Below are 25,819 nucleotides of genomic sequence, written 5' to 3' on the forward strand. Positions count from 1 at the left end.
GTTTGAACAAAAAAAGGAGTCGATTGACATGGCAAAACAGTTACTGATGGGCGAAGAGGCCCGCAAAGCGCTCAGCGCTGGTATTGATAAATTGGCAGATACCGTCAAAATCACGCTTGGCCCCAAGGGTCGCAATGTGGTTCTGGGCAAGAAATTTGGCGCCCCGGTAATCACCAATGACGGTGTGACGATTGCAAAAGAAATCGAGCTGAAAGATGCTTTTGAGAACATGGGTGCACAGCTGGTTCGTGAAGTGGCAACCAAAACAAATGACGCAGCAGGTGATGGTACGACCACAGCCACTGTTCTGGCGCAGGCTCTGGTGACAGAAGGAATGAAGAATGTTGCAGCTGGCGCAAATCCCATGGATGTTAAGCGCGGCATGCAGAAAGCTGTTTCCGCAGCAGTGGAAGCGTTTAAGGCCAACAGCAAGACCATGAACGGCACCGCGGATATTGCTCGCGTGGCAACGGTTTCTGCTGGTGACGAGAACATTGGTAACCTGATCGCGGAAGCGATGGAGAAGGTTTCTGCGGATGGCGTGATTACCATTGAGGAAAGCAAAACGGCTGAGACTTATTCCGAGGTCGTAAAAGGTATGCAGTTTGACCGTGGTTATATCACACCGTACATGGTCACCGATACCGAGCGCATGGAAGCTGTTCTGGATGATGCTTATGTGCTCATCACGGATAAAAAGATCAGTGTGATTCAGGACATCCTGCCGCTGCTGGAACAGATTGTTCAGTCCGGCAAAAAGCTGCTGATTGTCGCAGAGGATGTGGAAGGCGAAGCGCTGTCCACTTTGATTGTAAACCGTTTGCGCGGTACCTTTACCGTTGTGGCTGTGAAAGCGCCTGGCTTTGGTGATCGCCGCAAAGAAATGCTGCAGGATATCGCAATCCTTACCGGCGGTACAGTTGTCAGCGAAGAGCTGGGCTATGAGCTGAAAGATGCTTCTATGGAGATGCTGGGCCGTGCTCGTCAGGTCAAAGTGACGAAGGAGTATACCACTATTGTGGATGGTATGGGCGATAAAGAAGCTGTTGCGGCTCGCATTGCACAGATTCGTGCGCAGATGGATGTTACCACCAGCGATTTCGACAAAGAGAAACTGCAGGAGCGTCTGGCGAAACTGTCCGGCGGTGTGGCGGTTATCAAAGTTGGTGCTGCTACAGAAGTAGAGATGAAAGACAAGAAGCTTCGCATTGAAGATGCGCTGAACGCTGCAAAGGCAGCTGTGGAAGAAGGAATTGTAGCCGGCGGCGGTACAGCCCCGATCAACGCAATTCCTGCTGTAGATAAGGTGATCGAGAGCCTGGATGGAGATCAGCGCACTGGTGCCAAGATTGTGCGTAAGGCGCTGGAAGCTCCTCTGCGTCAGATCGCTGAGAATGCTGGCTTGGAAGGCAGCGTGATCATCGATAAAATCGTGTCTTCTGGCAAGGTCAATTATGGCTTCAATGCGCAGACTGAGGAATATGGCGATATGATTGCTGCGGGTATTGTTGACCCGACTAAGGTGACTCGTTCTGCTTTGGAGAACGCAGCGAGCGTTGCTTCCATGGTGCTGACCACGGAGAGCCTTGTGGCAGATGAGCCGGAAGAGCCGGCCGCTGCTGCGGCTGCTGCGGGCGCAGGCATGGGCGGTATGGGCGGCATGTATTAATTTGTTGCCTGAATGGTACAATCGTATTAAAAAAGGGATCTGCGGGAGATTCTCCCGCAGGTCCCTTTTTATTTATATGTATAATGTTTTGCTGAAAGGGGAATAGTAGAAAAAACAGTAGTGGGTGGTTATTCCATGACGATAAGTGAACTTGAGGGATTGACGGATTTGTTAACCAGAGAAGCGGGGATCATTGACATTTGTAAAGAGGGCGCGCGCGATTCGGCAGATTTGGCCTTGAAGGAACTGTACGAGGATATGGCGCAGAGACACAGAGAACATTATCTGGAACTATTGAAGGAACTGCAGGAATAGGAGAGAAGATGATGTGTGACGGGAAAGAAAAAAATCGTATATCTGAAATTGCAAGCTTTCAAAAAGCGCTTTCGAGTTGTTATGAAGAAAATGCGGCCATGTGCGATTCAAAAAAGATAAGTTGATGAAAATTCTTTGTGAAGAGGAGGATCTGCTGTTTGAGTTGCATGGTGAAATGAAAAAGCGGGAATGGAGTGCTTCTCAACAGGCTGCCCCTGAAAAAATTGCACAGGTTTGTTTAAAATTCACACAAATCAAGAAATGAACACCAAGAGAAAAGAAGAGAAAATAAACTGCGGAACATTCTGAAAGGACATGTGTTCCGCAGTTTTTTGTGGATAGAAGAAAAAGAAGTTTAAAGAGAAAAAATATTGCGATTTTTTTAACAAGAATGAAAAAATACGGTTGCAAGTGAGGGAGTTTTCCACTATAATATAAAAAGATATCGTGAAAAAACAGGGAGGTAGTTTTATGGACTTTGCTCCATTCCTGACCGTTGCGGCGGCGATGAACAACCTGGAGGGCGAACCGTCTTTGGGTGTTGTAGTCGTAACAGGTCTGGTGCTTGTCTTTGGTGTGTTGATTTTGTTGTACCTGATCATTACACTGGAAGGCGTTATCTTTTCTTCAATCGATAAGAAGAAAGCAGAAAAGGTTCAGGCTGCGAAAGCGCAGAATGCTGCTCCGGCGCCCAAGGCTCCTGCAGTGCAGCCGGCTGTGAAAGCTCCGGTTGTGGAAGCAGGAATTCCCGGCGAGGTTGTGGCAGCTATCGTAGCTTCCATTGCGTGCATGGACGGCGGAAACCGTTATACGCTGCGCTCGCTGAAACGTGTAAAAACGGGACGGAATGCATGGGCTCAGGCCGGTGTTGCTTCTTATACCGATCCGTTTTAACTGAGGGGAGTGTGAAACATGCAAGGCTTTTTAGACGCTGTTACTGGAATTGCGAGTGAATCGGGTTTCATGGGGATTTTCCAGAACCCCGGTTATCTCATTATGATTATCATCGCCTGTGTGTTGTTGTATTTGGCGATTGTAAAACAATTTGAACCGTTGCTTCTTTTGCCCATTGCCTTTGGTATGCTGCTTGCAAACCTTCCGTTTGGCGACATTATCCACATGGAATTCTTCCTGACGGAGTCCGGTCACCCGGATTTTGTGAGCGTCTTGAACGAAGGCGGTTTGGCGGATATGCTCTATTTGGGCGTTAAGCTTGGAATTTATCCGCCGCTGATTTTCTTGGGCATTGGTACCATGACGGACTTTGGTCCGTTGATTTCCAACCCGAAGAGTTTGCTTTTGGGTGCTGCGGCACAGCTGGGTATCTTCACTACTTATATTGGCGCAAAGTTCTTGGGCTTTACTGGTCCCGAGGCGGCTTCCATCGGTATCATCGGCGGCGCCGACGGTCCTACGGCTATTTTTGTTACCAGCCAGCTGGCTCCGCATCTGCTGGGCGCGATTGCGGTAGCAGCGTACAGTTATATGGCGCTCGTGCCCATTATTCAGCCTCCTATCATGAAGGCCTTGACGACAAAGAAAGAACGCCAGGTCGTTATGAAACAGCTCCGTACAGTTTCCAAAACGGAGAAGATTCTGTTCCCGATTATCTGCACGATCATCATTTGTCTGATTCTGCCTACGGCTGTACCTCTGGTAGGTATGCTGATGCTGGGTAACCTGATGAAAGAGTCTGGCGTTGTGGATCGTATCAATAAGACCGCTGGAAACGAACTGATGAATATCATTACGATTTTCTTGGGCGTATCGGTCGGTTGCACGACCAGCGCAGATACTTTCTTCAATTTGCAGACGGCTTATATCATTGCGCTGGGCTTGCTTGCGTTCTGCTTTGGTACAGCTGGCGGCGTTCTGCTGGGACGTGTAATGTGCTGGGTTACCAAAGGTCAGGTGAACCCGCTGATTGGTTCTGCAGGTGTTTCGGCCGTTCCGATGGCTGCGCGTGTTTCTCAGAAAGTCGGTCAGAAAGAAAATCCGCAGAACTTCCTGCTGATGCATGCGATGGGCCCGAACGTGGCTGGTGTTATCGGCAGTGCGGTAGCTGCTGGTATCCTGATCAACATGCTGAAAGGCTGCATCTGATTCAGAAGGAATTTTTTGAAAAGCTGCTCCAAAAAGGAGCAGCTTTTCTTTCTTTTATAATGCATTTATGGTATACTGTACGTGTTTTGAGTGAACAGATAAAATTTATCAGCTAGGGGAACTTCATGAGTCAATCGTTGGATAATAAGTTTTTAGAATTGCGAAGAAACTATATTGCATCTCAGTTTGGAAAATTGAATGATGTTCAAAAGCAGGCCGTTTTTTATACGCAAGGGCCTTTGTTGATTTTGGCTGGTGCCGGAAGCGGAAAGACCACCGTTCTGGTCAATCGAATTGCCAATTTGATTCGTTTCGGAAACGCCTATCAGACAGAGAAGGCGCCTTTTGGAGTGTCTCAGGAGCTGGTGGATGAACTGGAACTATTGCTCCGTGAAAAAGGTACTCCATCTCCGGAGCTGGCTCCGCTTCTGGCTGAGCGGCCCGTATGGCCTTATCATATACTGGCGATTACCTTTACCAATAAGGCGGCGGGCGAATTAAAAAATCGACTGTCCAGTATGCTTGGAGAAGCCGGACAGGATGTTCATGCATCCACCTTTCATTCAGCATGTGTTCGAATTTTGCGGCGTGATGCTGAACGGCTGGGTTATCCCAAAAGTTTTACCATCTATGATACGGACGATCAGCAGCGGGCGATGAAAGAGGTCTATAAATCGCTGAATGTGGATGATAAATTTATTCCAATAAAAGCGGCAATGTCAAATATCGGGCGCTTGAAAGATAAAATGATCAGTCCAAAACAGGCATTGGCGGCTCCGGCCGATACGCGCGCAGGCTTGATTGCCAAGATCTATGATGCCTATCAGAAGCGGCTGCTTCATGCTGGTGCCATGGATTTTGACGACTTGATTTATCAAACCGTTCGTCTGCTTCAGGAGTGCGAAGACGTGCGGGAATTTTATCAGTCGCGCTATCAATATGTGCTGGTGGACGAATACCAGGATACCAGTGTAGCTCAATTCCAGTTGGTGTATCTTTTGGCAGGCGCACATCGCAATGTGTGCGTGGTAGGAGATGATGACCAAAGTATTTATCGTTTCCGTGGCGCTACCATTGAAAATATTCTGAATTTCGAAGAGCATTTTCAGGGCGCAAAGGTGATACGTCTGGAACAGAACTATCGCTCCACTTCCACAATTTTGGATGCGGCGAACTGTGTTATTCAGAATAACCAGGCGAGAAAAGGCAAAACTCTGTGGACAGACAATGGCCAGGGCGATAAGATCCTTTATTATGAAGCAGATTCTGAAATGGAGGAAGCAGCCCACGTTGCTACGGTAATCGGCCAGAATCTTCGCAAAGGAGCCAAACTGCGCGACCATGCTATTCTGTACCGTATGAATGCGCAGTCAGGACCGATTGAGACCTATTTTGCCCGTGCGGGCATTCCGTATAAAATTGTAGGCGGGCAGCGCTTTTATGACCGCAAGGAAATCAAAGATATTATTGCGTACATGGCCGTTGTTGCCAATCGACAGGATGATTTGCGCCTTCGCCGAATCATTAACGAGCCGGCAAGAAAAATTGGAGCGACTACTGTTCAGAATGCGGCGGATATTGCAAGCGGGCTGGGAATACCGATGTTGGATGTTATCGAGCATTGCGGTGAATACCCCGCTCTTGGGCGCGCGGTCGGCGCTTTGCAGAAGTTTTACGGTATTTACGAACAGCTGATAAAAGTATATGAAACTCTGCCGTTGGATGCCTTTGTAACAGAACTGCTGGACATTACAGGGTATCGGGCCATGTTGGAATTGGCGGGCGAGGAAGGTCAGACACGTCTGGAAAATATTGGCCAGCTGGTTTCCAGTGTGAAAACATATGCTGATCAGCGGGGTCCGGAAGCTTCTCTGGAAGGGTTCCTGGAAGAGGTTGCGCTGATCAGCGATATTGACAGCTATGATGATCAGGCCGATGTGGTCGTTTTGATGACAATGCACGCAGCTAAAGGGCTGGAATTTGATTATGTGTTCATCGTCGGCCTTGAAGAGGGAATTTTCCCAAGCGAAATGAGCCGCTATTCCAATGAGGATTTGGAAGAGGAACGGCGGTTGTGCTATGTGGGAATTACGCGTGCGCGCAAAGAGCTGTATCTTTCCAGCGCTAATTCGCGTATGATGTTTGGCCAAACCAAGCGAAATAAGCATTCACGCTTTTTGGATGAGATTGATCCTGACCTTCTTACGGTGGAGCAAAGCCCGGTTGCACGGCAGATGCAAATGGTGCGGCAGCGTTATCAAAGCGATGCAAGAGGCGGTTATCCTTCCAATAATTCCGGAGTATATCTGAATCGTGAGTATAATCGTGTACCTGCCAATTCGACAGGCGTCAATATTACGATCAAACCGCGGCAAACCGGAACGAGATTGACTTCCGGGATTCAGGCCGGTTCGGCCATTCAGGCGGGCAGTGTTGCAGCACGTCCGCAGCAACAGGTGCCTTCGAGAGATGGAGATAAGAATTTCCGAGTGGGCGATCTTGTGGAGCACAAGGTGTTTGGTCGCGGAGTGGTGCAGAAGATCACGCCCGTGGCCGGAGATACCATTGTGGAGATTCGCTTTGAAAAGGCTGGCGTGAAAAAGACCATGGCGAATTATGCACCGCTGAAAAAAGTTTGAAGAAGCCGGAGAAGGGGCGAAAAAAGTGAGAGGAAAACTGATTGTTCTGGAAGGACTTGACGGGAGCGGCAAGGCGACCCAAACAGAACTTTTGTGGAATGCACTGACACAAGAGGGATATGCAGTAAAAAAAGTTACGTTCCCGGACTATGAAAGCCCCTCCAGTTCGCTTGTCAAAATGTATCTGGCGGGGGATTTTGGAACAGACGCTGAAAGCGTAAACGCATATGCCGCTTCCAGTTTCTATGCGGTAGACCGTTATGCGAGCTATCGCATGAACTGGTGGGATTTTTATCAGAATGGTGGAATCGTTCTGGCGGATCGCTATACTACTTCCAATGCGGTTCATCAGTGCGCAAAACTGCCGAAAGAACAATGGGACGAATATCTTTACTGGCTGTTCGATTTTGAATATAATAAAATCGGAATTCCCAAACCGGATCAGGTGATCTATCTGGATGTGGATCCGGATGTATCACAAAAATTGCTCACGAAACGGTACGGCGGCGATGAAAAGAAAAAAGATATTCACGAGCAGAATTTGCATTACCTGGAACATAGCCGTGCTGCGGCACAATATTGTGTGAAAACACTTGGATGGAAACGGATTCAATGCTCTCAAAATGGAGAGATGCGTGCAAAAGAGGAGATTCAGAAAGATATCCAAACTTTGGTAAAGCAAGTTGATTGAAATCTGAGAACAGAGGTGCAAAATGGACGAAAAGCGTTTGTCTCCGAAAGAGCAGGAGTATGTGGAAAAGCTTGCGCAGGTATATATTGCGCTGGCTCAGCTCCCGGCGGAGCAGCAAAAAGAATATGCGGAAAAGATTCAGGAGCTTCGGCATAGACTGGATCGCCTTACGCCGGAACAGAAGCAGGCATATGATGAAAAACTTTACGAGCTTGCACAGCAAGTACGTGCGAAAGGAAAGGTGAGTCAGGCCTCTTCGGAACCGAAGAAAGAACCGCTGCAGCCGGAGCCTCAAGTGCAGGAGCAATGGCAGACGCAAGAAGATTCGCCGGAGGAGCCGGAAGAGTACGAAGATGAACCGCCCAAGAAGAAAAAGAAGAAAGGGCGTGGCTGTTTTATTGTGCTGCTCCTGCTTTTGGTGATTATTTTTGCGGCGATTGGCTTGGGTGGAACACTTGTTTTGCGGGAACTGAATGGAAGCCGGGGACAGGTCATTGAAAAAGCAACGGTAGAGGTAGAGCAGGGGGCCGGCCCGTTGACCATCGGGCAAGCGCTTGAGGAAGCTGGCATCATTCAATCTGCACAGATTTTCCGGCTGTATGTCAAGTTGGAAGGCGTCGCACCTGCTTTGCAGTATGGCAGTTTTGAGCTGAGCTCCGATATGACTTATGATGAGATTTTGGAGGTTTTACAGCAGCCCCAGGATAATCGGGATACGGTGCGTGTGACATTCCCGGAAGGAATCCCGGCTGTTCAGTTTGCACAGCGGATGGAAGAGGCGGGCCTGTGCACGGCAGAGGAATTTTTGGATGTAGCCAATAACGGAGATTTCAGTCAATTTACGTTCTGGAACAAACGTGACGAAAATCCGAATCAGTTTATGGCTTGTGAAGGCTATTTGTTCCCGGATACGTATGATTTCTTCGTGGGCGACGATGTATATAACATGGTGGCCAAAATTTACGGAGAATTCGACAAAAAGTTCACTGAGGAAATGTACCAGAAAGTGGATGAAATGGGATTCACGTTGTCTGAGTTTGTAACGCTGGCATCGATTGTGCAGGAAGAAGCGGGCGGAGCCGAACATCAGGCAGATGTGGCTGCGGTCTTTATGAACAGATTGGCTGAGAATTCTCCTGTACCGCGTTTGGAAAGTAACTGTGCCAGTTATATTAAAAACGACAATGACAACAACTATATCAACAATACCATTGCACCGTATTACGGCGGATGGGATAATATTCCGCAAAATATCATCGACAATTACGACACATACAATGTGGCGGGGCTTCCGGCCGGCCCGATTTCCAACCCTGGCCTGGAGGCGATGACCAATACTTTGAAATATGCGGAGAGTCCGTATTATGGTGATTATTATTTCTTTGTAACGGACACATTGGGGAACTACTATTTTAATAAGACCGCTGAAGAGCATCAGGCACAAGTGGACAAGCAAAAAGCGGAAGGCACGATGCCCGGCTAAAAAACAAAAGCGGCGCTTTGAAGCGCCGCTTTTTATGTGGAAGGACTGAGAGTTTTGAATAAACCGGAATTGTTGAGTCCGGCAGGTGATTTGGAGCGTCTGCGCTTTGCGGTTCGATACGGCGCGGATGCTGTTTACATCGGTGCGACGGAATTTGGAATGCGTAGTGCGCCGAAAAACTTTACCGTCGATCAAATGCGTGACGGTGTTTTATTTGCCCACGAACATGGATGCCGGGTCTATCTCACGCTGAACACCGTGCCGACCAATGAAGAGGTCGCGCGGATGCCTGATTTTGTTCGTCAGGCGGCGTCTACGGGCATCGATGCGTTCATTGTGGCGGACTTGGGTGTATTGGCAATCGTAAAAAAATATGCTCCCGATGTAGAGATTCATTTGTCTACTCAAGTGGGCATCTCCAATTACATGGCGGCGAATATGGCCTATGAGCTGGGGGCAAAGCGTGTTGTTTTGGCGCGGGAATTGTCTTTGCAGGAAATTGCGGTCATTCGGGATCATACACCGGAAAAATTGGAATTGGAGGCTTTTGTGCATGGGGCCATGTGCATGTCTTATTCCGGTCGATGTCTCTTATCTCACTATCTTACGGGCAGAGATGCCAACCGGGGAGAGTGTACACAGCCTTGCCGTTGGGCGTGGAATCTCGTGGAAGAACACCGACCGGATCGCCATTTCCCCATTGGGGAAACGGAAGAGGGCAGTTACATTTTAAATGCAGATGATTTATGTACGGCGCCGTTTTTGGATTTGATTTGTGAGGCGGGGGTTGACAGCCTGAAAATCGAAGGAAGGGCGAAGACGTTCTATTATGTAGCCAGTACCACAGCAGCTTACCGAAAGGCCTTGGATGCTTATTTGAGAAGTCCGCAGGAGTTTGTATGTCCGGAAGAAGTGCTGGAAGAACTGACAAAGATTTCTCATCGGCGATATTCCCCGGGCTTCTATTTTGGAAAGGAAGACGCCATACAAAATGTGAAGGCCGGCGGGTATATTCGTGATTGGGAAGTAGTAGCCGTGGTAGATGACTGGAAAGATGGAACGGCTTTTTGCACACAGCGCGGGAAATGGAATTTGGGCGACCCGCTGGAAGCGCTGACCCCCTCTGGTGATGTGGTCAGATTTTGTCCGGATTGGATTTGCGATCAGGAAGGACAGGAAATTGATTCCACTCCACATGCAATGATGCGTTTTTCCATTCCGTCTGCCATTCAGATTCCAACGTATTCCATTTTGCGCAGAAAGATAGCGACATAAAAAACAGGACGCACACATTCCGTTGTGCGTCCTGTTTTTTTGGTGTAATGGCAACTGGCTTTACATGCGCTTGCGGGCAAAGCGTTGTGTAAAGCGGTTGACTTGTCAGAGGCTCCAAAAGCGATTCAGTGCTTCCTTTAATGCTTCTTTTGAGTGGATTGACTGCATTTCAAACCAGTGCGATGGGAAAAGTTTGCGATAGTTGGAAGTTCGATAGCGCGTATCGATCAAAAGAAGAACGCCGCGGTCTGTTTCCGTTCGAATAACGCGTCCGGCGGCTTGCAAAACTTTGTTCATACCGGGATATTGATACGCATATGCAAATCCTTCGCCCAAGGTTTCTTCATAGTAAAGCCGGAGAGCATCTTGCCGAGCCCCAATCTGTGGGAGCCCGACTCCAACAATTACACAGCCGACCAGTCGTTTCCCCGGCAAATCGATTCCCTCAGAAAAAATACCGCCCAGAACGCAAAAACCGAGAAAAGAGCTTTCCGCTGTAAAATGCGAAAGGAAGGCTTCTTTTTCGCTTTCTTCCATGGAAGGCTGTTGTGCAATAACATTTAAATGAGGAAAAAGTGACTGGAATCGTTCACGCACATCTGCCAGATAGCGGTGAGATGGGAAGAAGATAAAGTAGTTTCCCCGATGTGCCTCTGCACAGGTCGCAATCATTTCACAAACTGCATCTATGCTTGCGTGCCGGTCCGTGTATTTGGTGCTGATGGAATCGGCGCTCAAAAGGCAAAGATTTTCCTTGGGGAAAGGACTTTCCAGAAGGATTCGTTTGGAATCGTCTCCACCTCCCAGTGTCTGTATAAAATAGTCGACTGGTGTCAACGTTGCGCTGAACAGAATACTGGCTCGTCCCAGCTTCATAGATTCATCCAAAAAAGTTGATGGATCGAGGCACAGAAGTTCCAGAGATATTTCTGTCCCCGAGAGTGTCAGCAGAGAAGTGAAGTGTTCATCGTAAAGTTCCCAAATTTTTAAGAAAAAGCGGACATCAAAATACAGCTGCAAAATTGTGTCGTGCAATGCGCCTTCCCGATGTTCTTCCAGCCATTCATCTGCGGCGGAAGAGAATGCGGGAAGAGCACGGGCAATTTCCACTTTGCCTTCCTTGCAAAGGAGAAAACGCTCCTCGCTTTCCTGAATTTGCTGGCGCAAAGAAATCCACTCACGATTCAGTTTTAAAAGTGCGCTTTTCAGTTTTCCACCGCCTTTTCCCAGCGCTTTTTTGGCTTCCCAAAAGTCGGATTTGCATAAGCGGGCAGAGTACATGTTTCGGGCGCGATCGACCAGATTGTGTGCTTCATCAACCAGAAAAATAAAGTCGCCGCCATCTGTAAAAAAGCGTTTCAAACTGACAACGGGATCAAAGAGGTAATTGTAATCGCAGATGATGCAGTCGCACCAGTTAGACAGGTCCAGCGCAAGCTCAAAAGGGCACAGTGCGTTTTCTTGCGCGAAAGAAAGGATATTTTCTCTTGTAAAGGCATCTTCGCAGGACAGAAACCGGAACAGTGCGCCGTTGATGCGATCGTAATAGCCGTTGGCAAGATGACAGGCCTCTGGTGTGCATTCCCGATTCTCCATGGGACAGATTTTATCTTTGGCGGTGAGTGTCAGCGTTTTGACGTGCAAACCGGGCGAGTGATCACGCAGGCGGTGCAATGCGTCTTCTGCTGCTTGCCGTGTAATGGTTTTTGCTGTCAGATAAAAAATGCGCTCCCCGTGCTCCTCGCCCAGAGCCTTTAATGCGGGAAACAGAGTGGACATGGTCTTTCCGATTCCGGTAGGTGCGGCAGCGAACAGACGGCTTTTTTCGCAAATAGTCAGATAGACGGCACGTGCGAGCCGGTATTGTCCGGGACGGTAGTCAGAAAACGGAAAAGTAAGCGATTTTAAGCTTTCATTGCGTTGGATGCGCCACTGTTGTTCCATTTTGGCCCAGGGCGTATAAAGATGAAGCGTATCAGCAAGAAAATCCTGAAGCTGCGTTTTGGAAAAATATCTTCGATGACGTACGATCTCAGAAGTGTCGACTTGATAATAAGTCAGCTGAATCATAACACCTTCCAGCTGCTTTTCCTCGCAAAGGAATGTGCCGTAGCATTTCGCCTGCGCCCAATGCATGGGATTAAAATCTTCGGTCAAAAGTTCCGTGGGTGCGGTTGTGGTTTTAATTTCATCGACTACGTAAAATTCCTCTTCCTCAATCACTCCGTCGGCCCGCCCTTCCAGCAGATAGTGGATTCCGTCCACCTGACGGGAAGAGCGGAAAAACACTTCTGCATGATATTGTTGGCCTGCAGCTTTTTGAAGCTTTCGATGAATGAGGCTTCCTTCGTTGGCGCGGTCAAATCCGGAAAAACGGCTGTCGATACTGCCGCAGCGCAGTACAAATTCTATAAGGCTCCGAACAGATAATCTGACTTCTTCCATGACTACATCTCCAAGGTGAAAACCGCATTTGCGCGTACTTTTTCTTTAAGCATACCATGCGGTGAACGGGGCGGCAAGAAAACTTTTTCTTTTTCAGAAAAAGTGTTTGACAATTGAACAACATTTCGTTATAATGGACCACAATAACACCAAATGCAGTGACGGAAAGCAGTAGCATGTCCACCTGTATTCAAGAGAGCCGCCGGCGGTGTAAGTGCGGTATACAGACCATGTGAATCTCGTTCCATAGCAGCTTTGTCGAACGCTTTTAGCTAGTAGGGAAAGACGGATGCCACCGTTATCGGGCGGGCGCGTGTCTGGGCGCGCAGTGAGCGGCTGTCGAAAGGCAGCAAGCAGAGTGGTACCGCAGAGTGCTTTAACGGCCTTTGTCTCTGATTGTAAGGAGACATGGGCTTTTTTATTTTATAAGAGGGGGGCGTATCTGATGTTATTGACAGGCGCGGATATTTTTGCAGAAGTTTTGGTGGAACAGGGAGTAGATACGCTGTTTGGTTATCCAGGCGGCGCGGTGCTGAACCTTTATGATTCACTGTACCATTATCGTGATAAGATTCACCACGTAATGACGGCGCATGAACAGGGGGCTGCACATGCAGCGGATGGATATGCCCGAGCTACCGGTAAGACCGGTGTGGTTCTGGCCACCAGCGGACCGGGCGCCACAAATTTAGTGACCGGAATTGCCACGGCGTATATGGACAGCATCCCTATGGTGGCGATCACAGGAAACGTGGGAACGTCTTTGATCGGACGTGACAGTTTTCAGGAGGTTTATATTACCGGTATTACCATGCCGATCACCAAACATAATTTTGTAGTAAGAAAAGTAGACGAGTTGGCCGACATTCTGCGGGATGCATTCCGCATTGCTCAAACTGGGCGAAAAGGACCGGTACTGGTGGATATCCCGAAGGATGTAACATCGGCCAAGGCGGAATTTGTGCCGAAAAAGCCCCAAATTCCGGAGATGCATACTTATATTGAGCAGAAGGATTTGGAACAGGCAGCAGAGATGATTAATGCGGCGGAGCGCCCTGTGATTTATTTCGGCGGCGGTGTGTCGGCGTCTCAGGCTGGCGAAGAACTGCTGGAACTTGCCCGCAAGGCGGAAATCCCAGCGGCATATACCATTATGGCGGCGGGAGTACTTGGATATGGTGATCCGCTGAATATGGGCCTTCTGGGAATGCATGGAAATCGAACAACCAACTGGGCAGTCAACGAAGCAGACTTGGTTTTGGCAATTGGAACACGTTTCTCGGACCGTGTTGCATTGAATCCTGACCAGTTTGCCAAGAGGGCCAAGATTCTTCAAATTGATATCGATCCGAGTGAAATTAACAAAAATGTGGAAGTGGATCACAGCCTGGTGGGAGATGTAAAACAAGTCCTCCAGCAGTTGCTGCCTTTGGTGAAACCGGCAAAACATCCCGACTGGATGGCATTGGTGCAATCCTGGCAGGCGCAGGATTATCATCCGAAAAACAGTTCTACCCGGATCACTCCGCACCAGCTGATTGGGAAAATTTGTGAACTGGCGGGTCCGGATGCCGTTTATGTCACGGATGTGGGACAACATCAGATGTGGGCGGCTCAATATATCCGGCATATTCGTCCCCGCAGTTTTCTGACCAGCGGCGGTTTGGGGACCATGGGCTTCGGATACGGTGCGGCAATCGGCGCAAAATTGGCTGTAGGCGATCGTCCTGTGATTCATTTGACAGGTGACGGTTCCTTCCATATGAATCTGAATGAAGCATGTACTGCAGTCAGTTATGAGTTGCCGATTATTACCGTGATCTTTAACAATACGGTTTTGGGAATGGTCCGTCAGTGGCAGACTGCTTTCTATGAGAAACGATATTCCAGCACCGATCCGCACCGTAAAACCAATTATGTAAAACTGGCCGAGGGATTTGGTGCAAAAGGATATCACTGCGAAAGCGTAGCTGAATTTGCACAGGCTTTCGAGCAGGCACTGAAAAGCAAAGGCCCTGTATGGATTGAATGTGTGATTGACAAAGATGAGAAGGTTCTTCCCATGATTCCGGCGGGCGGTACCATCGAAGACATGATTATGGATTAAAGGGAGGCGGTAAGATGCAGAAGGAAGTATTGAGTATTTTGGTAGACAACCATTCCGGCGTATTGACACGCGTCGCTTCACTGTTCGGCCGCCGCGGCTTTAACATTGACAGCTTGACCGTATCCACGACCGATGACCCGAAGACGTCCCGTATTACGATTGTGGTCCATGAAGATGCCAAGGTTTTGGAGCAGATTATCAAACAGACGGCGCGTCTGGAAGAGACACAGCAGATCTTTTCTTTGGATGCTTCACACAGCTTGCTGCGGGAGTTGCTGCTTGTAAAAATTGAAGCAGATGAAAAAAACCGTACAGAAGTACGTGAGATTGCAGAGATTTACAAAGCCAAAATTATTGATTTGTCTCGGGAAAGCATGGTCATGGAATTGACTGGAGAACCGGATAAAATCGACGGGTTTCTGGACGTGCTCTCTCCGTACAAAATTTTGGAGATGTGCCGTACAGGCGTCACGGCATTGGAGCGCGGCGGGATTCAGAAGCATCCGCGCGTGAAATAAGTATCTTCCGGTACGGGAAACCGTGCCCTTTGGTAAAAAAAATTAAAATAGAGGAGTAATGCGTTATGATCAAGAAGTACTATGACAGTGACTGCAACCTGAGTCTGCTGGATGGCAAGACGGTCGCGGTAATCGGCTTTGGCAGCCAGGGACATGCACATTCCATGAACCTGGCCGAAAGTGGCGTAAACGTGGTTGTCGGCTTGCGCAAAGGCAGCGGCCACTGGGACAAGGCGGCAAGCTTCGCACAGACTCACGAGAACTTCAAAGTAATGGAAATTGAAGAGGCTGCAAAGGCTGGCGACATTGTGATGATGCTGGTGCCGGACGAACTGGCTGCTGACATTTACAACAAGCAGGTCGCTCCTTATATGGAAGAGGGTAACGTCCTGATGTTCGCGCACGGCTTCAACATTCATTTCAATTTTGTGCAGCCGGCTAAAAACCTGGATGTTATCATGGTTGCTCCCAAAGGCCCCGGCCACACGGTCCGTAGCCAGTATGTGGAGGGCAAAGGCGTTCCCAGCCTGATTGCTGTACATCAGGATTATTCCGGAAAGGCAAAAGATATTGCCTTGGCGTATGCTTGTGGTATTGGTGCAGGCCGTGCAGGTATTTTGGAAACCAGCTTCCGTGAGGAGACAGAGACGGACCTGTTCGGTGAGCAGGCAGTTCTGTGCGGCGGTGTATGCGAACTGATGCATGCCGGCTTTGACACGCTGGTAGAAGCTGGCTATGAGCCGGAAATGGCTTATTTTGAGTGCATCCATGAGATGAAGCTGATCGTTGATTTGATCAACGAGGGCGGCTTCGGCAAAATGCGGTATTCCATTTCCAACACTGCGGAATATGGCGATTATCGTACCGGCAAGCGCCTGATTACGGAAGAAACCCGCAAGGAGATGAAGCAGGTTCTCACCGAAATTCAGGATGGCACATTTGCCAGTGAATTTATGCAGGAAATGAGCTCGGCGGGCGGCCGCAAAGCGAAATTCCTGGCGACCCGCCGTCGCGAGGCGGAGCATCCGGTGGAAGGTGTCGGCGCTGAACTGCGCAAGATGATGAGCTGGCTGCACAAATAAGCGACTCAAAAAAGAAACAGGCAGCGGTTCTCTTCCGCTGCCTGTTTCTTTATATGTTTCCTGGTGATTCAAAGACCGCCTGCCCGAAAGCGGGCAGGCGGTCAGGATTCAGGTCAAGTGTTTTCCCGTGCTTTCAGCTGTTCAATGAATTGCTTGGCAGTGCGCGGGCTTCTGCCGCCGGCACGAAGAGCAAAGGTTTCTGCCTGTGCCAGCAGTTGGTCTTTGGGCACTGAGAGGTCATACAGCACGGCAAGATTTTCTACGATGTGTTGGTACAGTGTTTTATCGGGGCGCGAGAAGGTAACAGTAAGGCCAAATCGTGCAGATAAGCTGAGCAATTCCTGCATGGTATCTGCCAGATGAATCTCGTCACCATCCCGATCGGCAAAACTTTCCTTGATTAGATGACGGCGGTTGGATGTAGCGTAAATAGCAAGGTTTTTACCCCGGCTTGAAACGCTTCCTTCCAAAATCGCCTTCAAAGCAGAAAAGTCATTGTCGTTTGAGGAGAAACTGAGGTCGTCAATGAACAGAATAAATTTGAGAGGATTTAGGCTCAATCGTTCTACAATGTCCGGGATCTGGTACAATTGAGCTTTTTTTACTTCGATCAGACGCAGGCCCTCAGACGCAAATTCGTTGGCGATTGCTTTAACGGTACTGCTTTTGCCGGTCCCGGCATCTCCGTACAGGAGAACATTGCTGGCGGGTTTCCCGGCCAACAGTGCGCGGGTGTTGGCAATAACCTGGCTGCGTTCCTGTTCGTAGCCGGAAAGCTGGGCAAGTGATTGAGGGTCGGGATGTTTGACGGGCACCAGCTCGCCGTTGTTGACGGTGAAGACGTGGTGGCGGGCAAATATTCCATAGCCGCGCTGCGGCAAATCTTTCAAGCGCTGATGATAGGTAGCAGCAAAAGGAATGGCGTGTGTAGACCAGAGGGCTGGTTTGTCTTCCAATGGGACTTGCTCAGGAGAAAAAAGAGATAATTCCTGCAAGAAGTCAAGTTCCCAGTCCAGACAATCCTGCAGCGCTTTGTCGGCCGAAAGGTTTTGACAGTAAGCATGAATATAGAGGTTTTCATCCTCTAACACACTGTCCATCAAGAATTGACTCCAATCGGTTGTATGTGTGAATAAGGCGGCGGTAAACGCTCCGTATGCATCAGCCAGTTTTAATGTGTTTTCAGAAGGAGCACACAAAAGAACGTCCAGTTTTTGAATGACGGGATTTTGCAGCAGATTTCGGAAAATCACCAAACTGTGGAGCTTGGTTTGAAGCACTTCACTGGTCATGGAAAACCCTCTTTTCAAATACTTTTTATCAGTATACAGCAAAAACTGTCGTGTTCGCAATGTTTTTGCTTGGCAAAGTATCGGCGAAGTGCTAAAATATTTCTTATATTGCGAAAGAGTGGGAGTGGAAGACTATGCTGACGCTGGATAAAATTTACCATGCAGCCTACGTTTTGAAAAAAATTGCGCGAAAAACGGACATGATTGCTGCGCCATTATTGAATACAGAGAGCAACATTTTTTTGAAAACGGAAAATTTACAGGTGACGGGCAGTTTTAAGGTGCGCGGTGCCTATTACAAAATCAGCCAATTGAGCGAAGAGGAAAAAAGTAAGGGTGTCATTGCATCCAGCGCGGGAAACCATGCGCAGGGCGTGGCGCTGGCTGCGCAGGAGAACAAGATTCCCTGCACAATTTGCATGCCGGATGGTGCGCCCATCAGCAAGGTGGAAGCGACAAAATCCTACGGTGCGAAAGTATGTCTTGTAAAAGGGGCATACGATGAGGCATATGAATATGCCTGTAAATTGCAAAAGGAAAAAGGATATACATTTATTCATCCGTTTGATGATGATGAAGTAATTGCAGGTCAGGGAACCGTTGGCCTTGAAATTCTGGATCAGTTGCCGGATGTGGATGTGGTGCTGGTTCCGGTAGGCGGCGGCGGTCTGATCAGCGGCGTTGCCTATGCAATCAAACACTTGCGCCCGGAATGCAAGGTATATGGCGTTCAGTCGGCGGGGGCTCCCAGCATGAAGGAGTCCATGGAACAGCATCAGATGCTCACACTGGACAGCGTTTCGACATTTGCTGATGGAATTGCGGTAAAACATCCGGGCGATTTGACATATGAGCTGGTCAATCAGTATGTAGACGGAATCGTTACCGTAACAGATGATGAGACGGCAGCGGCCGTTCTCGCGCTGATTGAACGCCAGAAACTGATTGCAGAAGGCGCTGGTGCGGTTGCTGTGGCTGCAGCTATGTATAATAAGGTGGATATCAAAGGCAAGAAGACAGTTTGCTTGCTGAGCGGCGGAAACATTGATGTGAATATCCTCAGTCGTGTTATCGCACGCGGCCTTATGATGGCAGGCCGTTCCAGCACGCTGACCATTGCTTTGGAGGACAAACCCGGCCAGTTGCAGGGAGTCAGTGAGGTCATCAGTCGCTGCGGCGGAAACGTAGTCAGTGTTCATTACAGCCAGGCGGATACCAATATGCGCATCACCAGCTGCTATCTTCATATTGGAATGGAAACCCGAGACCATGCACAAGTGGAACAAATCAAGCAGGAATTGGCAAAAGCGGGCTTCAACATTGTCCAGACGGTGAACGGATGAAAAAATCCCCGGGGAGTATCCCGGGGATTTTTTAAAGGGAAGAAAGAATCGTTTTTTCTAGACGAGACAATTCGCAGTCAAATTCTTCCTGACGGGAAGCTGACGCATAACATGCTTTTAAAGCAGACCTTGCCTGCTGTGCTTCGCGGTAGAGTTTGCAGGCTTGCCGAATTAGATCCCGTGTCGCTTTCTGGTTGAATCGAATGCGCTTTTTGCGAAGCATCAATCCGTTGTGATTCATAAAACGTGTGGCGTGAATCGTTCGCTGCGAATCAAACTCCAGCGGAAGATAAGCGCTGGAAAGTACGAAAGCCGTATTCTGTTCCGGAAGGAAGAGATGGTCAATTTTTCCGTATGGTTCAAAAGGGCAATAACAGGTGATGATGTGGTTTTGAGAAGAAAGCGCAATTTGGCGCAGCTCTTGCATCAGCAATCGCCCGGCGGCACCATACGGATCATCCAGAACAACAATATTTTCTGCCAGTTGAGAAACGGTTTGCTTGAACAGGGTGATTTGGTCAGGAGTTATGGCGCTCAACAGGCGAATGTCTTCCCACGCGCCCGAACCGGGCTGTGAAAAGTACCGACGTGCAAGCGTGTGCGCAAATTGCTTTACTTTAGCTGTATCGGTGCAGCCGAACACAGTGCGTTCCGTGTCCTGAAGAAGACAGGCGGCGGCGGAAAGGTAGCGTACGGAACGCTCCGATGCACGATGACTTTGTTCGGAAATTTCTGCAATTTGGCGACGATTCTGCGCTAACAGGGCAGGATTTAAAAACGAATCGAGAGAGATGACTCGTTCAAACGCCAAGGGATAGTCCGGCTCAAGAATGTGCGGTTCTGTGGCGTCAAATACAGCGAAATGCAGCCGTTGGCAAATGACACCGTCCAGAGAAGACGGATGTGCAGAACAGTGAATTCTTTCGACAGTTTCTCCGCAATCTAGAAGTTTTTGCCCAATGCGTGAAAGCAACTGAGATTTTCCGCAGCCGGGGCCGGCCTTTAAAAGAAGGACGGTGCCGTGCTCCAACTGTGGATAAGCATTTTTAAAATAACTGTGAAATCCGCTGGGGGAAAGTGACCCCAGAAAAAAATCAAGCGCTTTTCCCTGCATAGCAAACACCCCTTTTGTTCCATCATATGTGGAACCGGAGAAAATGCTACCAAAAGAAAAGCGCAATCTGATTTCTTACAACTCTTCGTCTGCCGGATATGTGTGTGCGCAGATTTCTTGTATTTTTTCACGAATGGAAACAAAGTCTGCAAAAGCAAGCGGCTTGTTCCCGGGGCTTCGAAGCAGTGCAGCAGGGTGCAGTGTGGCTGTAAAAAAGGTCCCGTTTTTTTCGGTCCAGGTTCCATGCTCTTTCATAACGCTGAAATCCGGCCGGATAATACGCTGGGCAGCAATTCGGCCAAGGCACACCACGATTTTGGGTTGAATCAGTCGGAACTGCTCCCGGAGATAGGGGATACAGGCATCCCACTCGTTGGGAAGGGGGTCACGGTTTTGCGGGGGACGGCATTTGACGATATTGGTGATGAAAATGTTTTTCTCGCGGCTTAAATGAATCGCGCTGAGGTATTGATCCAACAATTGGCCGGAACGTCCCACAAAAGGAAGCCCCTGTTCGTCCTCACGCTGGCCCGGTCCTTCACCGATAAACATAATCTCCGCATGCGGATTTCCGGTGCCGAATACTACATTGGTTCGGGTTTCGTAAAGACCGCATTTGCGGCAATCAAGGCAATTTTTTCGAAGTGTTTCAAAGTCCATGAAATCATCCTTTTCTTCGAGCTCTTTTTTAAATTATAGCATATTTCCCTTGCAGTTTGGAACGCAGGTTGCTAAAATAAAGATGGACCTTAAAGGAGGATGTATGTATATGAAGATTTTGGTAGAAACTTCTGCTCGTCATGTTCATGTGACAAAAGAAGATTTGGAAAAACTGTTTGGTCAGGGCTATGAACTGACTGTAAAGAAAGAGCTGTCTCAGCCGGGACAGTATGCGTCCAATGAGCGTGTGACCGTGGTGGGTCCGAAAAAGGCTCTGCCTAATGTGTCCATTTTGGGGCCGGTTCGTTCTGCCACTCAGGTAGAATTGAGCTTGACGGATGCCCGCTCCATCGGAATTGTTGCTCCGGTTCGCGAATCCGGTGATATTGCTGGTTCTGCCGGCTGCAAATTGGTCGGCCCTGCTGGTGAGGTTGAAATCTCTGAAGGTGTTATCGCGGCAAAACGCCATGTTCATATGACTCCGGAAGATGCGGAAAAAGCAGGTGTTAAAGACAAGGATATCGTCAAGGTTGCTACCGGCAATGAAGGCCGCAAAGTCGTATTTGACGATGTGGTCATTCGCGTCAGCGAAAAATTTGCCACTGCCATGCACATTGATACAGATGAAAGCAATGCGGCGGGTGGCCCGAACAGCGGCGAGATCTTGCGCTGAATCGTTCTATGCAAAAAAAGAGCGGCAGTTATTACTGCCGCTCTTTTTTTGCAACAGATACAGTTTTGTAACAAGGGGGGGATAAAATGCAGTTGTAAGGAGGGAAGAAGGATGACAGCTGTTTTATACCGCAAAACGATGACTCATCAATCGAACACGCAAAGGGAACGTACAGAAAGACGTGCGCGATTCCGCTTGAAGCAGCTGGTGGCAGCTGCAGTTCTGACGGCCCTGCTGACGATTGGTTTAGGGCGCTTTTTAGTGATGGAAGGATATGTTTTGGAACCGATTCGGGTTGAGCCGGTAATGCAGCTTCCGGAACTTCCCAATGGGTGTGAGGCAGCAAGCCTGGCCGCTGTCCTTCAATTTTATGGCTATTCTGTTGATAAGTTGGATTTGGCCTATGGCTATATTCCTCGTGTGGATTTTTGGGAAGAGGATGGAATCCGTTATGGAGTGGACCCGAACGAGGCGTATCCGGGAGCTCCTGCGACAGGTATCGGATTTTACTGCTTTGCCAAGCCTCTTGCAGAAGGAGCCAATCTTTATTTGCAGCAGCAGGAAAGCACACTATATGCCTATGATATCACCGGAGTAACACAGGCAGGGCTTCGTCAGTATTTGTCGGATGGGGTTCCGGTCATTGTGTGGATTACAATAGACGGAGAAATGCCCCGCTACAGCAATTATGAATGGACTGACCTGAGTACAGGAGAAACCATTTTAGGTTTGGCCAATGTACATTGTGTAGTGCTGACTGCCTTGGGGGAAACAAAATGCGTGCTCGCAGATCCGCTGGATGGCGAAAGAGTGCTGGAAAAGGAAGAGTTTGAGCAGATGTTCTCGGCTATGGGGTGTCGCGCAGTTGTGATTCATGATTGACGGCAATCGTTGCTTTTTCTTGCATTTTGAATAAGTCTATAGTATAATACAATTTGTTACTGGTTACTGGACAGGCGAAATGTGTGCTGTTCGGTATACAGAGGGCGGGCCCTGTGCGATGGGACTCCATGAACCATGTCAGGCGGGGAACCGAGCAGCATTAAGTGGCATGTTCTGTGCGCCGCAGGTTTCCTGTCCTCTGTATACCCAACAGCATACGGGGCGTGGAACGCCGTGGCCTGTCTATTTTTTTACGTGCAGGGAGGTGGCCGGACTTTGTATCGTGCTCTTTATCGCAAATGGCGTCCGAAAACGTTTGAAGATGTAGTCGGTCAAACGGAAATTACTACTGCGCTGAAAAATCAGATTTTGCATGATAAAGTCGGTCATGCCTATATTTTTACGGGCACGAGAGGAACGGGTAAGACTACATGCGCCAAGATATTTGCGAAAGCCGTTAACTGCCTTTCCCGCAAGGAGGCAGATCCCTGCGGCGAATGTGCAATTTGCAGAGGGATTGATGATGGCAGTGTGATGGATGTGGTGGAAATTGACGCTGCTTCCAACAATGGCGTGGATAATATTCGCGATCTGCGTGATGAAACAGCTTACACGCCCAGTGAATGTACGTACAAAGTATATATCATTGATGAGGTGCACATGCTTTCCACAGCGGCGTTTAACGCTTTGCTGAAGATTATGGAAGAGCCGCCTGCTCATGTGATTTTTATTTTGGCAACGACAGAGATTCATAAAGTTCCGGCTACTATTTTATCCCGTTGCCAACGGTACGATTTTACGCGTATTTCTCCGGAAGACATTGAGGGAAGACTGCTGTACGTCGCAGGGCAGGAAAAAATTGATTTGGAACCACAGGCAGCAGGGCTGATTGCGCGATTGGCAGATGGTGCGATGCGGGATGCGCTTTCCATTTTGGATACATGCGCTGGTGTGACAGACCATGTGGATATCGATGTGGTACGGCGGATGGCCGGTGTAACGGACAAAAGTTATTTGTTTGAACTGTGCCGCGCGATTGCTGAAAAAGACGCTACACAGGCGTTGGTCTTGGTGGCACAGCTGCGCGAAAAATCCATCGATATCAAACGCCTTTGCGATGAGTTGATCCTGCATTATAGAAATCTTCTTCTGGCAAATGTACCGGGCGGTGCGCAGCTGCTGATTGGTGTGAGTGAAGAAGACGAGAAGCGGTATTTGGAAATGGCTTCTTCGGTACCTCAGTCAATGGCGATTCGCGCTATTCGCCGATTGTGTGAAGCGCTGGATAAAATGGGAAAGGGAACCGATCCGCGGATTGAGTTGGAATTGGCGCTGTTCAGTTTATGCGAAGATGAGAAACCGATGGTGGTATCCAGTGCAGCGCCGGTGGCGTCAGTTTCCACTTCCGTTCAGAGCGGCCCGAGACCTTTTGCGAGTGCACCGGTATTGCAGACAGCGCCGCCGGTAGAATTGACTCAGCCGACTGTGTCGCAGGATCCGCCACCATGGGAGACATCAAAAGACGTATCTGCTTCGCCGGAAACGACCTCGGAATCCCCAAAGTCGGAAGCGAAGGCGGCACCTAGACAGGATGAACCGGTCAAAACAGCACGCAAGCCTTTGCCGAAACTTCCGGAAGGGGTTACGGAACAGCCTTTCTCGCAGTGGAACGAAGTGATCCAGGCGATGGAGACGAAGGATACGATGCTGTTTGTCAATATGCGCGGGACCAAGGCTTACTATGACGGTCGGCGTATTCTGATTGACGGGAGCGAGCTTTTTCTGGAGTTTATGCGTCAGAACGAGTATTCGACCGATCTGATCAAATCAACAATTCAAGAGATTACCGGAATTCGCTATGCGATCGGGCCATATAAGAAAAAGAACATGCAGGCGGCAAATCCACAGAATATTGCGCAGCAAACGCTTCAGTCTTTGGAACAGCATGGCGTAGAAGTAATCTACGAGGATGAAATGTAAAATAACAGGAAAGAGGTTTTATCAATGAAAGCAAGACTTCCCCAGGGATATGGAAAACAGAGCATGGCACAGCTGATGCAGCAGGCACAGCAGATGCAGGAAAATGTAAAGAAAAAACAGGAAGAACTGGAGCAGACTTCATACAGTGTTACAGCCGGCGGCGGTATGGTGGAGCTGACGATGACAGGGAATCATCAGGTCACCAGCTTGAAATTGAACCCGGATGTTGTTCAGCCGGATGATATTGAAATGTTGGAAGATTTGGTTGCTGCGGCTGTCAATGAAGCGGTCCGCGTTGTAGATGAGGCTGCTGATAAAGAGATGGCAGCGTTGACGGGCGGTTTGAATATTCCCGGGCTTTAATTCTGAGGAGAATGAAACATGGCTTATGTGGCGGCGCCGCTGGAGCGGCTTATTGAACAGTTTGCAAAGTTGCCGGGTATCGGACGTAAAGGCGCCACGCGATACGCATATCAGGTTTTAAGCATGTCCAAGCAGGATGCGATGGAGTTTGCGCAGGCGATTCAAGATGCGCATACAAAGGTAAGGCGCTGTAAAGTGTGTCAGAATTTCACGGAAGATGAAATTTGTGCCATTTGTTCCAATGCGGGGCGGGACCACAGTGTAATTTGCGTTGTGGAGTCCCCAAGGGATGTTACGGCGTTCGAACGTACACGTGCCTTTCGCGGGGTGTATCATGTGCTTCATGGCCTGCTTTCTCCCATGGACGGCATTACGGCGGAGCAGTTGTGTATCAAAGAATTGCTCGATCGTTTGAAAGACGGGGAAATCCAGGAATTGATTATGGCTACGAATTCCACGGTCGAGGGTGAGGCGACGGCAATGTATATTGCCAAGCTGGTGAAGCCTTTGGGCGTAAAGGTGACGCGTCTTGCGTATGGCCTTCCGGTCGGCAGTGATATCCAATACGCGGATGAAGTTACGTTGGGAAGTTCTCTGACCAACCGGAAAGAATTGTGATTCAGAACAGATTTCGCTCTGTTCTGCTTGACAAAAGCATTTGAAAAAGGTATTCTTATAGCCTATCAGAGCACCGGAGGTGATAAAATGGAAGTGCGGCAGACAGCTGAAAAATTGATTGCGGAAAACCGTAAAGCCCGACACGACTATTTTGTCATGGAAACTCTGGAAGCTGGCATTGAGCTGGTTGGTACCGAAGTGAAAAGCATTCGTGCTGGAACGGTAAATCTGAAGGATTCCTGGGTAGAAGTTGAAAACGGCGAGTTATTTGTTCATGGTATGCATATCAGCCCCTATGAGAAGGGGAACATTTTCAACCGGGATCCATTGCGGGAACGAAAGCTTTTGGTTCATCGTCGGGAGATTCGTCATCTGGCCGATGAAAAGAAGCTGAAAGGATATACCATTGTTCCGCTGAAACTCTATTTCAAGCGAGGAAAAGTGAAAGTGGCGCTTGGTTTGTGCAAAGGCAAAAAGCTTTATGACAAGCGTGCCGATATGGCGGCACGTGCGGCAAAACGTGACATTGATCGTGCGTTGAAATCTCAAAATCGTTAAAAAGGCTTT

Annotated in this window: 23 protein-coding genes and 1 other RNA gene; 20 read left to right on the top strand and 4 right to left on the bottom strand. The window is 48.8% G+C overall.

Annotated elements, in window-relative coordinates; all coding sequences use genetic code 11:
* Positions 1-28: 28 nt before the first annotated feature.
* The 9 genes from groL to ACKTS9_RS00305 all read left to right on the top strand — a co-directional run bounded on the left by groL (position 29) and on the right by ACKTS9_RS00305 (position 10,175).
* The gene (groL, locus tag ACKTS9_RS00265; protein WP_349217192.1) at positions 29-1,669 is read left to right on the top strand and encodes a chaperonin GroEL; all 1,641 of its coding nucleotides are present in this window, start codon (positions 29-31) and stop codon (positions 1,667-1,669) included.
* 135 nt (positions 1,670-1,804) lie between these two features.
* The gene (locus tag ACKTS9_RS00270; protein ID WP_349217191.1) at positions 1,805-1,984 is read left to right on the top strand and encodes a hypothetical protein; all 180 of its coding nucleotides are present in this window, start codon (positions 1,805-1,807) and stop codon (positions 1,982-1,984) included.
* Between the two features lie 100 nt (positions 1,985-2,084).
* Complete coding sequence (locus ACKTS9_RS00275; protein WP_407878243.1) at positions 2,085-2,249, top strand: hypothetical protein; 165 nt, start codon at positions 2,085-2,087, stop codon at positions 2,247-2,249.
* Positions 2,250-2,455: 206 nt separating this feature from the next.
* Entirely contained in the window at positions 2,456-2,878 is a 423-nt protein-coding gene (locus ACKTS9_RS00280; RefSeq protein ID WP_349217189.1) for an OadG family transporter subunit, read from the top strand.
* Between the two features lie 18 nt (positions 2,879-2,896).
* The gene (locus ACKTS9_RS00285) at positions 2,897-4,087 is read left to right on the top strand and encodes a sodium ion-translocating decarboxylase subunit beta (RefSeq protein WP_349217188.1); all 1,191 of its coding nucleotides are present in this window, start codon (positions 2,897-2,899) and stop codon (positions 4,085-4,087) included.
* 125 nt (positions 4,088-4,212) lie between these two features.
* Complete coding sequence (locus ACKTS9_RS00290) at positions 4,213-6,726, top strand: ATP-dependent helicase (RefSeq protein ID WP_407878246.1); 2,514 nt, start codon at positions 4,213-4,215, stop codon at positions 6,724-6,726.
* A gap of 25 nt (positions 6,727-6,751) precedes the next feature.
* Positions 6,752-7,417 (top strand): dTMP kinase, encoded by a 666-nt coding sequence (locus tag ACKTS9_RS00295; protein ID WP_349217186.1) that lies wholly within the window; start codon positions 6,752-6,754, stop codon positions 7,415-7,417.
* Between the two features lie 22 nt (positions 7,418-7,439).
* A complete protein-coding gene (gene mltG / locus ACKTS9_RS00300) occupies positions 7,440-8,900 on the top strand; it encodes an endolytic transglycosylase MltG (RefSeq protein WP_349217185.1) in 1,461 nt (486 codons plus the stop codon).
* Positions 8,901-8,954: 54 nt separating this feature from the next.
* Positions 8,955-10,175: a peptidase U32 family protein gene (locus ACKTS9_RS00305; protein WP_407878250.1), complete on the top strand. Its 1,221-nt coding sequence runs from the start codon at positions 8,955-8,957 to the stop codon at positions 10,173-10,175.
* 105 nt (positions 10,176-10,280) lie between these two features.
* Here the strand turns inward: ACKTS9_RS00305 and ACKTS9_RS00310 are convergent, their stop codons facing one another.
* Complete coding sequence (locus ACKTS9_RS00310; RefSeq protein ID WP_407878252.1) at positions 10,281-12,620, bottom strand: ATP-dependent DNA helicase; 2,340 nt, start codon at positions 12,618-12,620, stop codon at positions 10,281-10,283.
* A 445-nt stretch (positions 12,621-13,065) separates the two neighbouring features.
* Here ACKTS9_RS00310 and ilvB point away from each other — a divergent pair, with 445 nt between their 5' ends.
* From ilvB to ilvC, 3 genes are all read left to right on the top strand, one after another.
* Positions 13,066-14,727, top strand: coding sequence for a biosynthetic-type acetolactate synthase large subunit (gene ilvB / locus ACKTS9_RS00315; RefSeq protein ID WP_349217182.1), 1,662 nt, complete (start codon positions 13,066-13,068; stop codon positions 14,725-14,727).
* A gap of 14 nt (positions 14,728-14,741) precedes the next feature.
* Positions 14,742-15,245, top strand: coding sequence for an acetolactate synthase small subunit (gene ilvN / locus ACKTS9_RS00320; protein ID WP_407878254.1), 504 nt, complete (start codon positions 14,742-14,744; stop codon positions 15,243-15,245).
* A 65-nt stretch (positions 15,246-15,310) separates the two neighbouring features.
* Entirely contained in the window at positions 15,311-16,327 is a 1,017-nt protein-coding gene (ilvC, locus tag ACKTS9_RS00325; RefSeq protein WP_349217180.1) for a ketol-acid reductoisomerase, read from the top strand.
* Between the two features lie 113 nt (positions 16,328-16,440).
* Here ilvC and ACKTS9_RS00330 read toward each other — a convergent pair whose 3' ends face one another.
* Positions 16,441-17,619, bottom strand: coding sequence for an ATP-binding protein (locus ACKTS9_RS00330; protein WP_407878257.1), 1,179 nt, complete (start codon positions 17,617-17,619; stop codon positions 16,441-16,443).
* 134 nt (positions 17,620-17,753) lie between these two features.
* Here ACKTS9_RS00330 and ilvA point away from each other — a divergent pair, with 134 nt between their 5' ends.
* Entirely contained in the window at positions 17,754-18,962 is a 1,209-nt protein-coding gene (gene ilvA, locus ACKTS9_RS00335; protein WP_407878259.1) for a threonine ammonia-lyase, read from the top strand.
* A gap of 31 nt (positions 18,963-18,993) precedes the next feature.
* Here ilvA and ACKTS9_RS00340 read toward each other — a convergent pair whose 3' ends face one another.
* A complete protein-coding gene (locus tag ACKTS9_RS00340; protein WP_407878261.1) occupies positions 18,994-20,076 on the bottom strand; it encodes a hypothetical protein in 1,083 nt (360 codons plus the stop codon).
* A gap of 75 nt (positions 20,077-20,151) precedes the next feature.
* A complete protein-coding gene (locus tag ACKTS9_RS00345) occupies positions 20,152-20,736 on the bottom strand; it encodes a uracil-DNA glycosylase (RefSeq protein WP_407878263.1) in 585 nt (194 codons plus the stop codon).
* Between the two features lie 109 nt (positions 20,737-20,845).
* Between ACKTS9_RS00345 and pduL the strand changes: the two genes are divergently transcribed.
* From pduL to smpB, 7 genes are all read left to right on the top strand, one after another.
* Positions 20,846-21,409 (top strand): phosphate propanoyltransferase, encoded by a 564-nt coding sequence (pduL, locus tag ACKTS9_RS00350; RefSeq protein WP_349217175.1) that lies wholly within the window; start codon positions 20,846-20,848, stop codon positions 21,407-21,409.
* Between the two features lie 111 nt (positions 21,410-21,520).
* Positions 21,521-22,291, top strand: a complete 771-nt coding sequence (locus tag ACKTS9_RS00355) for a C39 family peptidase (RefSeq protein WP_407878266.1) — start codon at positions 21,521-21,523, stop codon at positions 22,289-22,291.
* Positions 22,292-22,393: 102 nt separating this feature from the next.
* Positions 22,394-22,492: signal recognition particle sRNA small type (gene ffs / locus ACKTS9_RS00360), an RNA gene on the top strand.
* Between the two features lie 54 nt (positions 22,493-22,546).
* A complete protein-coding gene (gene dnaX / locus ACKTS9_RS00365; RefSeq protein ID WP_407882047.1) occupies positions 22,547-24,271 on the top strand; it encodes a DNA polymerase III subunit gamma/tau in 1,725 nt (574 codons plus the stop codon).
* A 24-nt stretch (positions 24,272-24,295) separates the two neighbouring features.
* Entirely contained in the window at positions 24,296-24,634 is a 339-nt protein-coding gene (locus tag ACKTS9_RS00370) for a YbaB/EbfC family nucleoid-associated protein (RefSeq protein ID WP_349217172.1), read from the top strand.
* 18 nt (positions 24,635-24,652) lie between these two features.
* On the top strand, positions 24,653-25,252 hold the full coding sequence (recR, locus tag ACKTS9_RS00375) for a recombination mediator RecR (protein WP_349217171.1): 600 nt from the start codon (positions 24,653-24,655) through the stop codon (positions 25,250-25,252).
* A gap of 87 nt (positions 25,253-25,339) precedes the next feature.
* Entirely contained in the window at positions 25,340-25,810 is a 471-nt protein-coding gene (smpB, locus tag ACKTS9_RS00380) for an SsrA-binding protein SmpB (protein ID WP_349217203.1), read from the top strand.
* Positions 25,811-25,819: the final 9 nt, after the last annotated feature.

The sequence above is a fragment of the Owariibacterium komagatae genome, assembly GCF_045865535.1.
Taxonomy (GTDB): Bacteria; Bacillota; Clostridia; order Oscillospirales; family Ruminococcaceae; genus Ruthenibacterium; species Ruthenibacterium komagatae.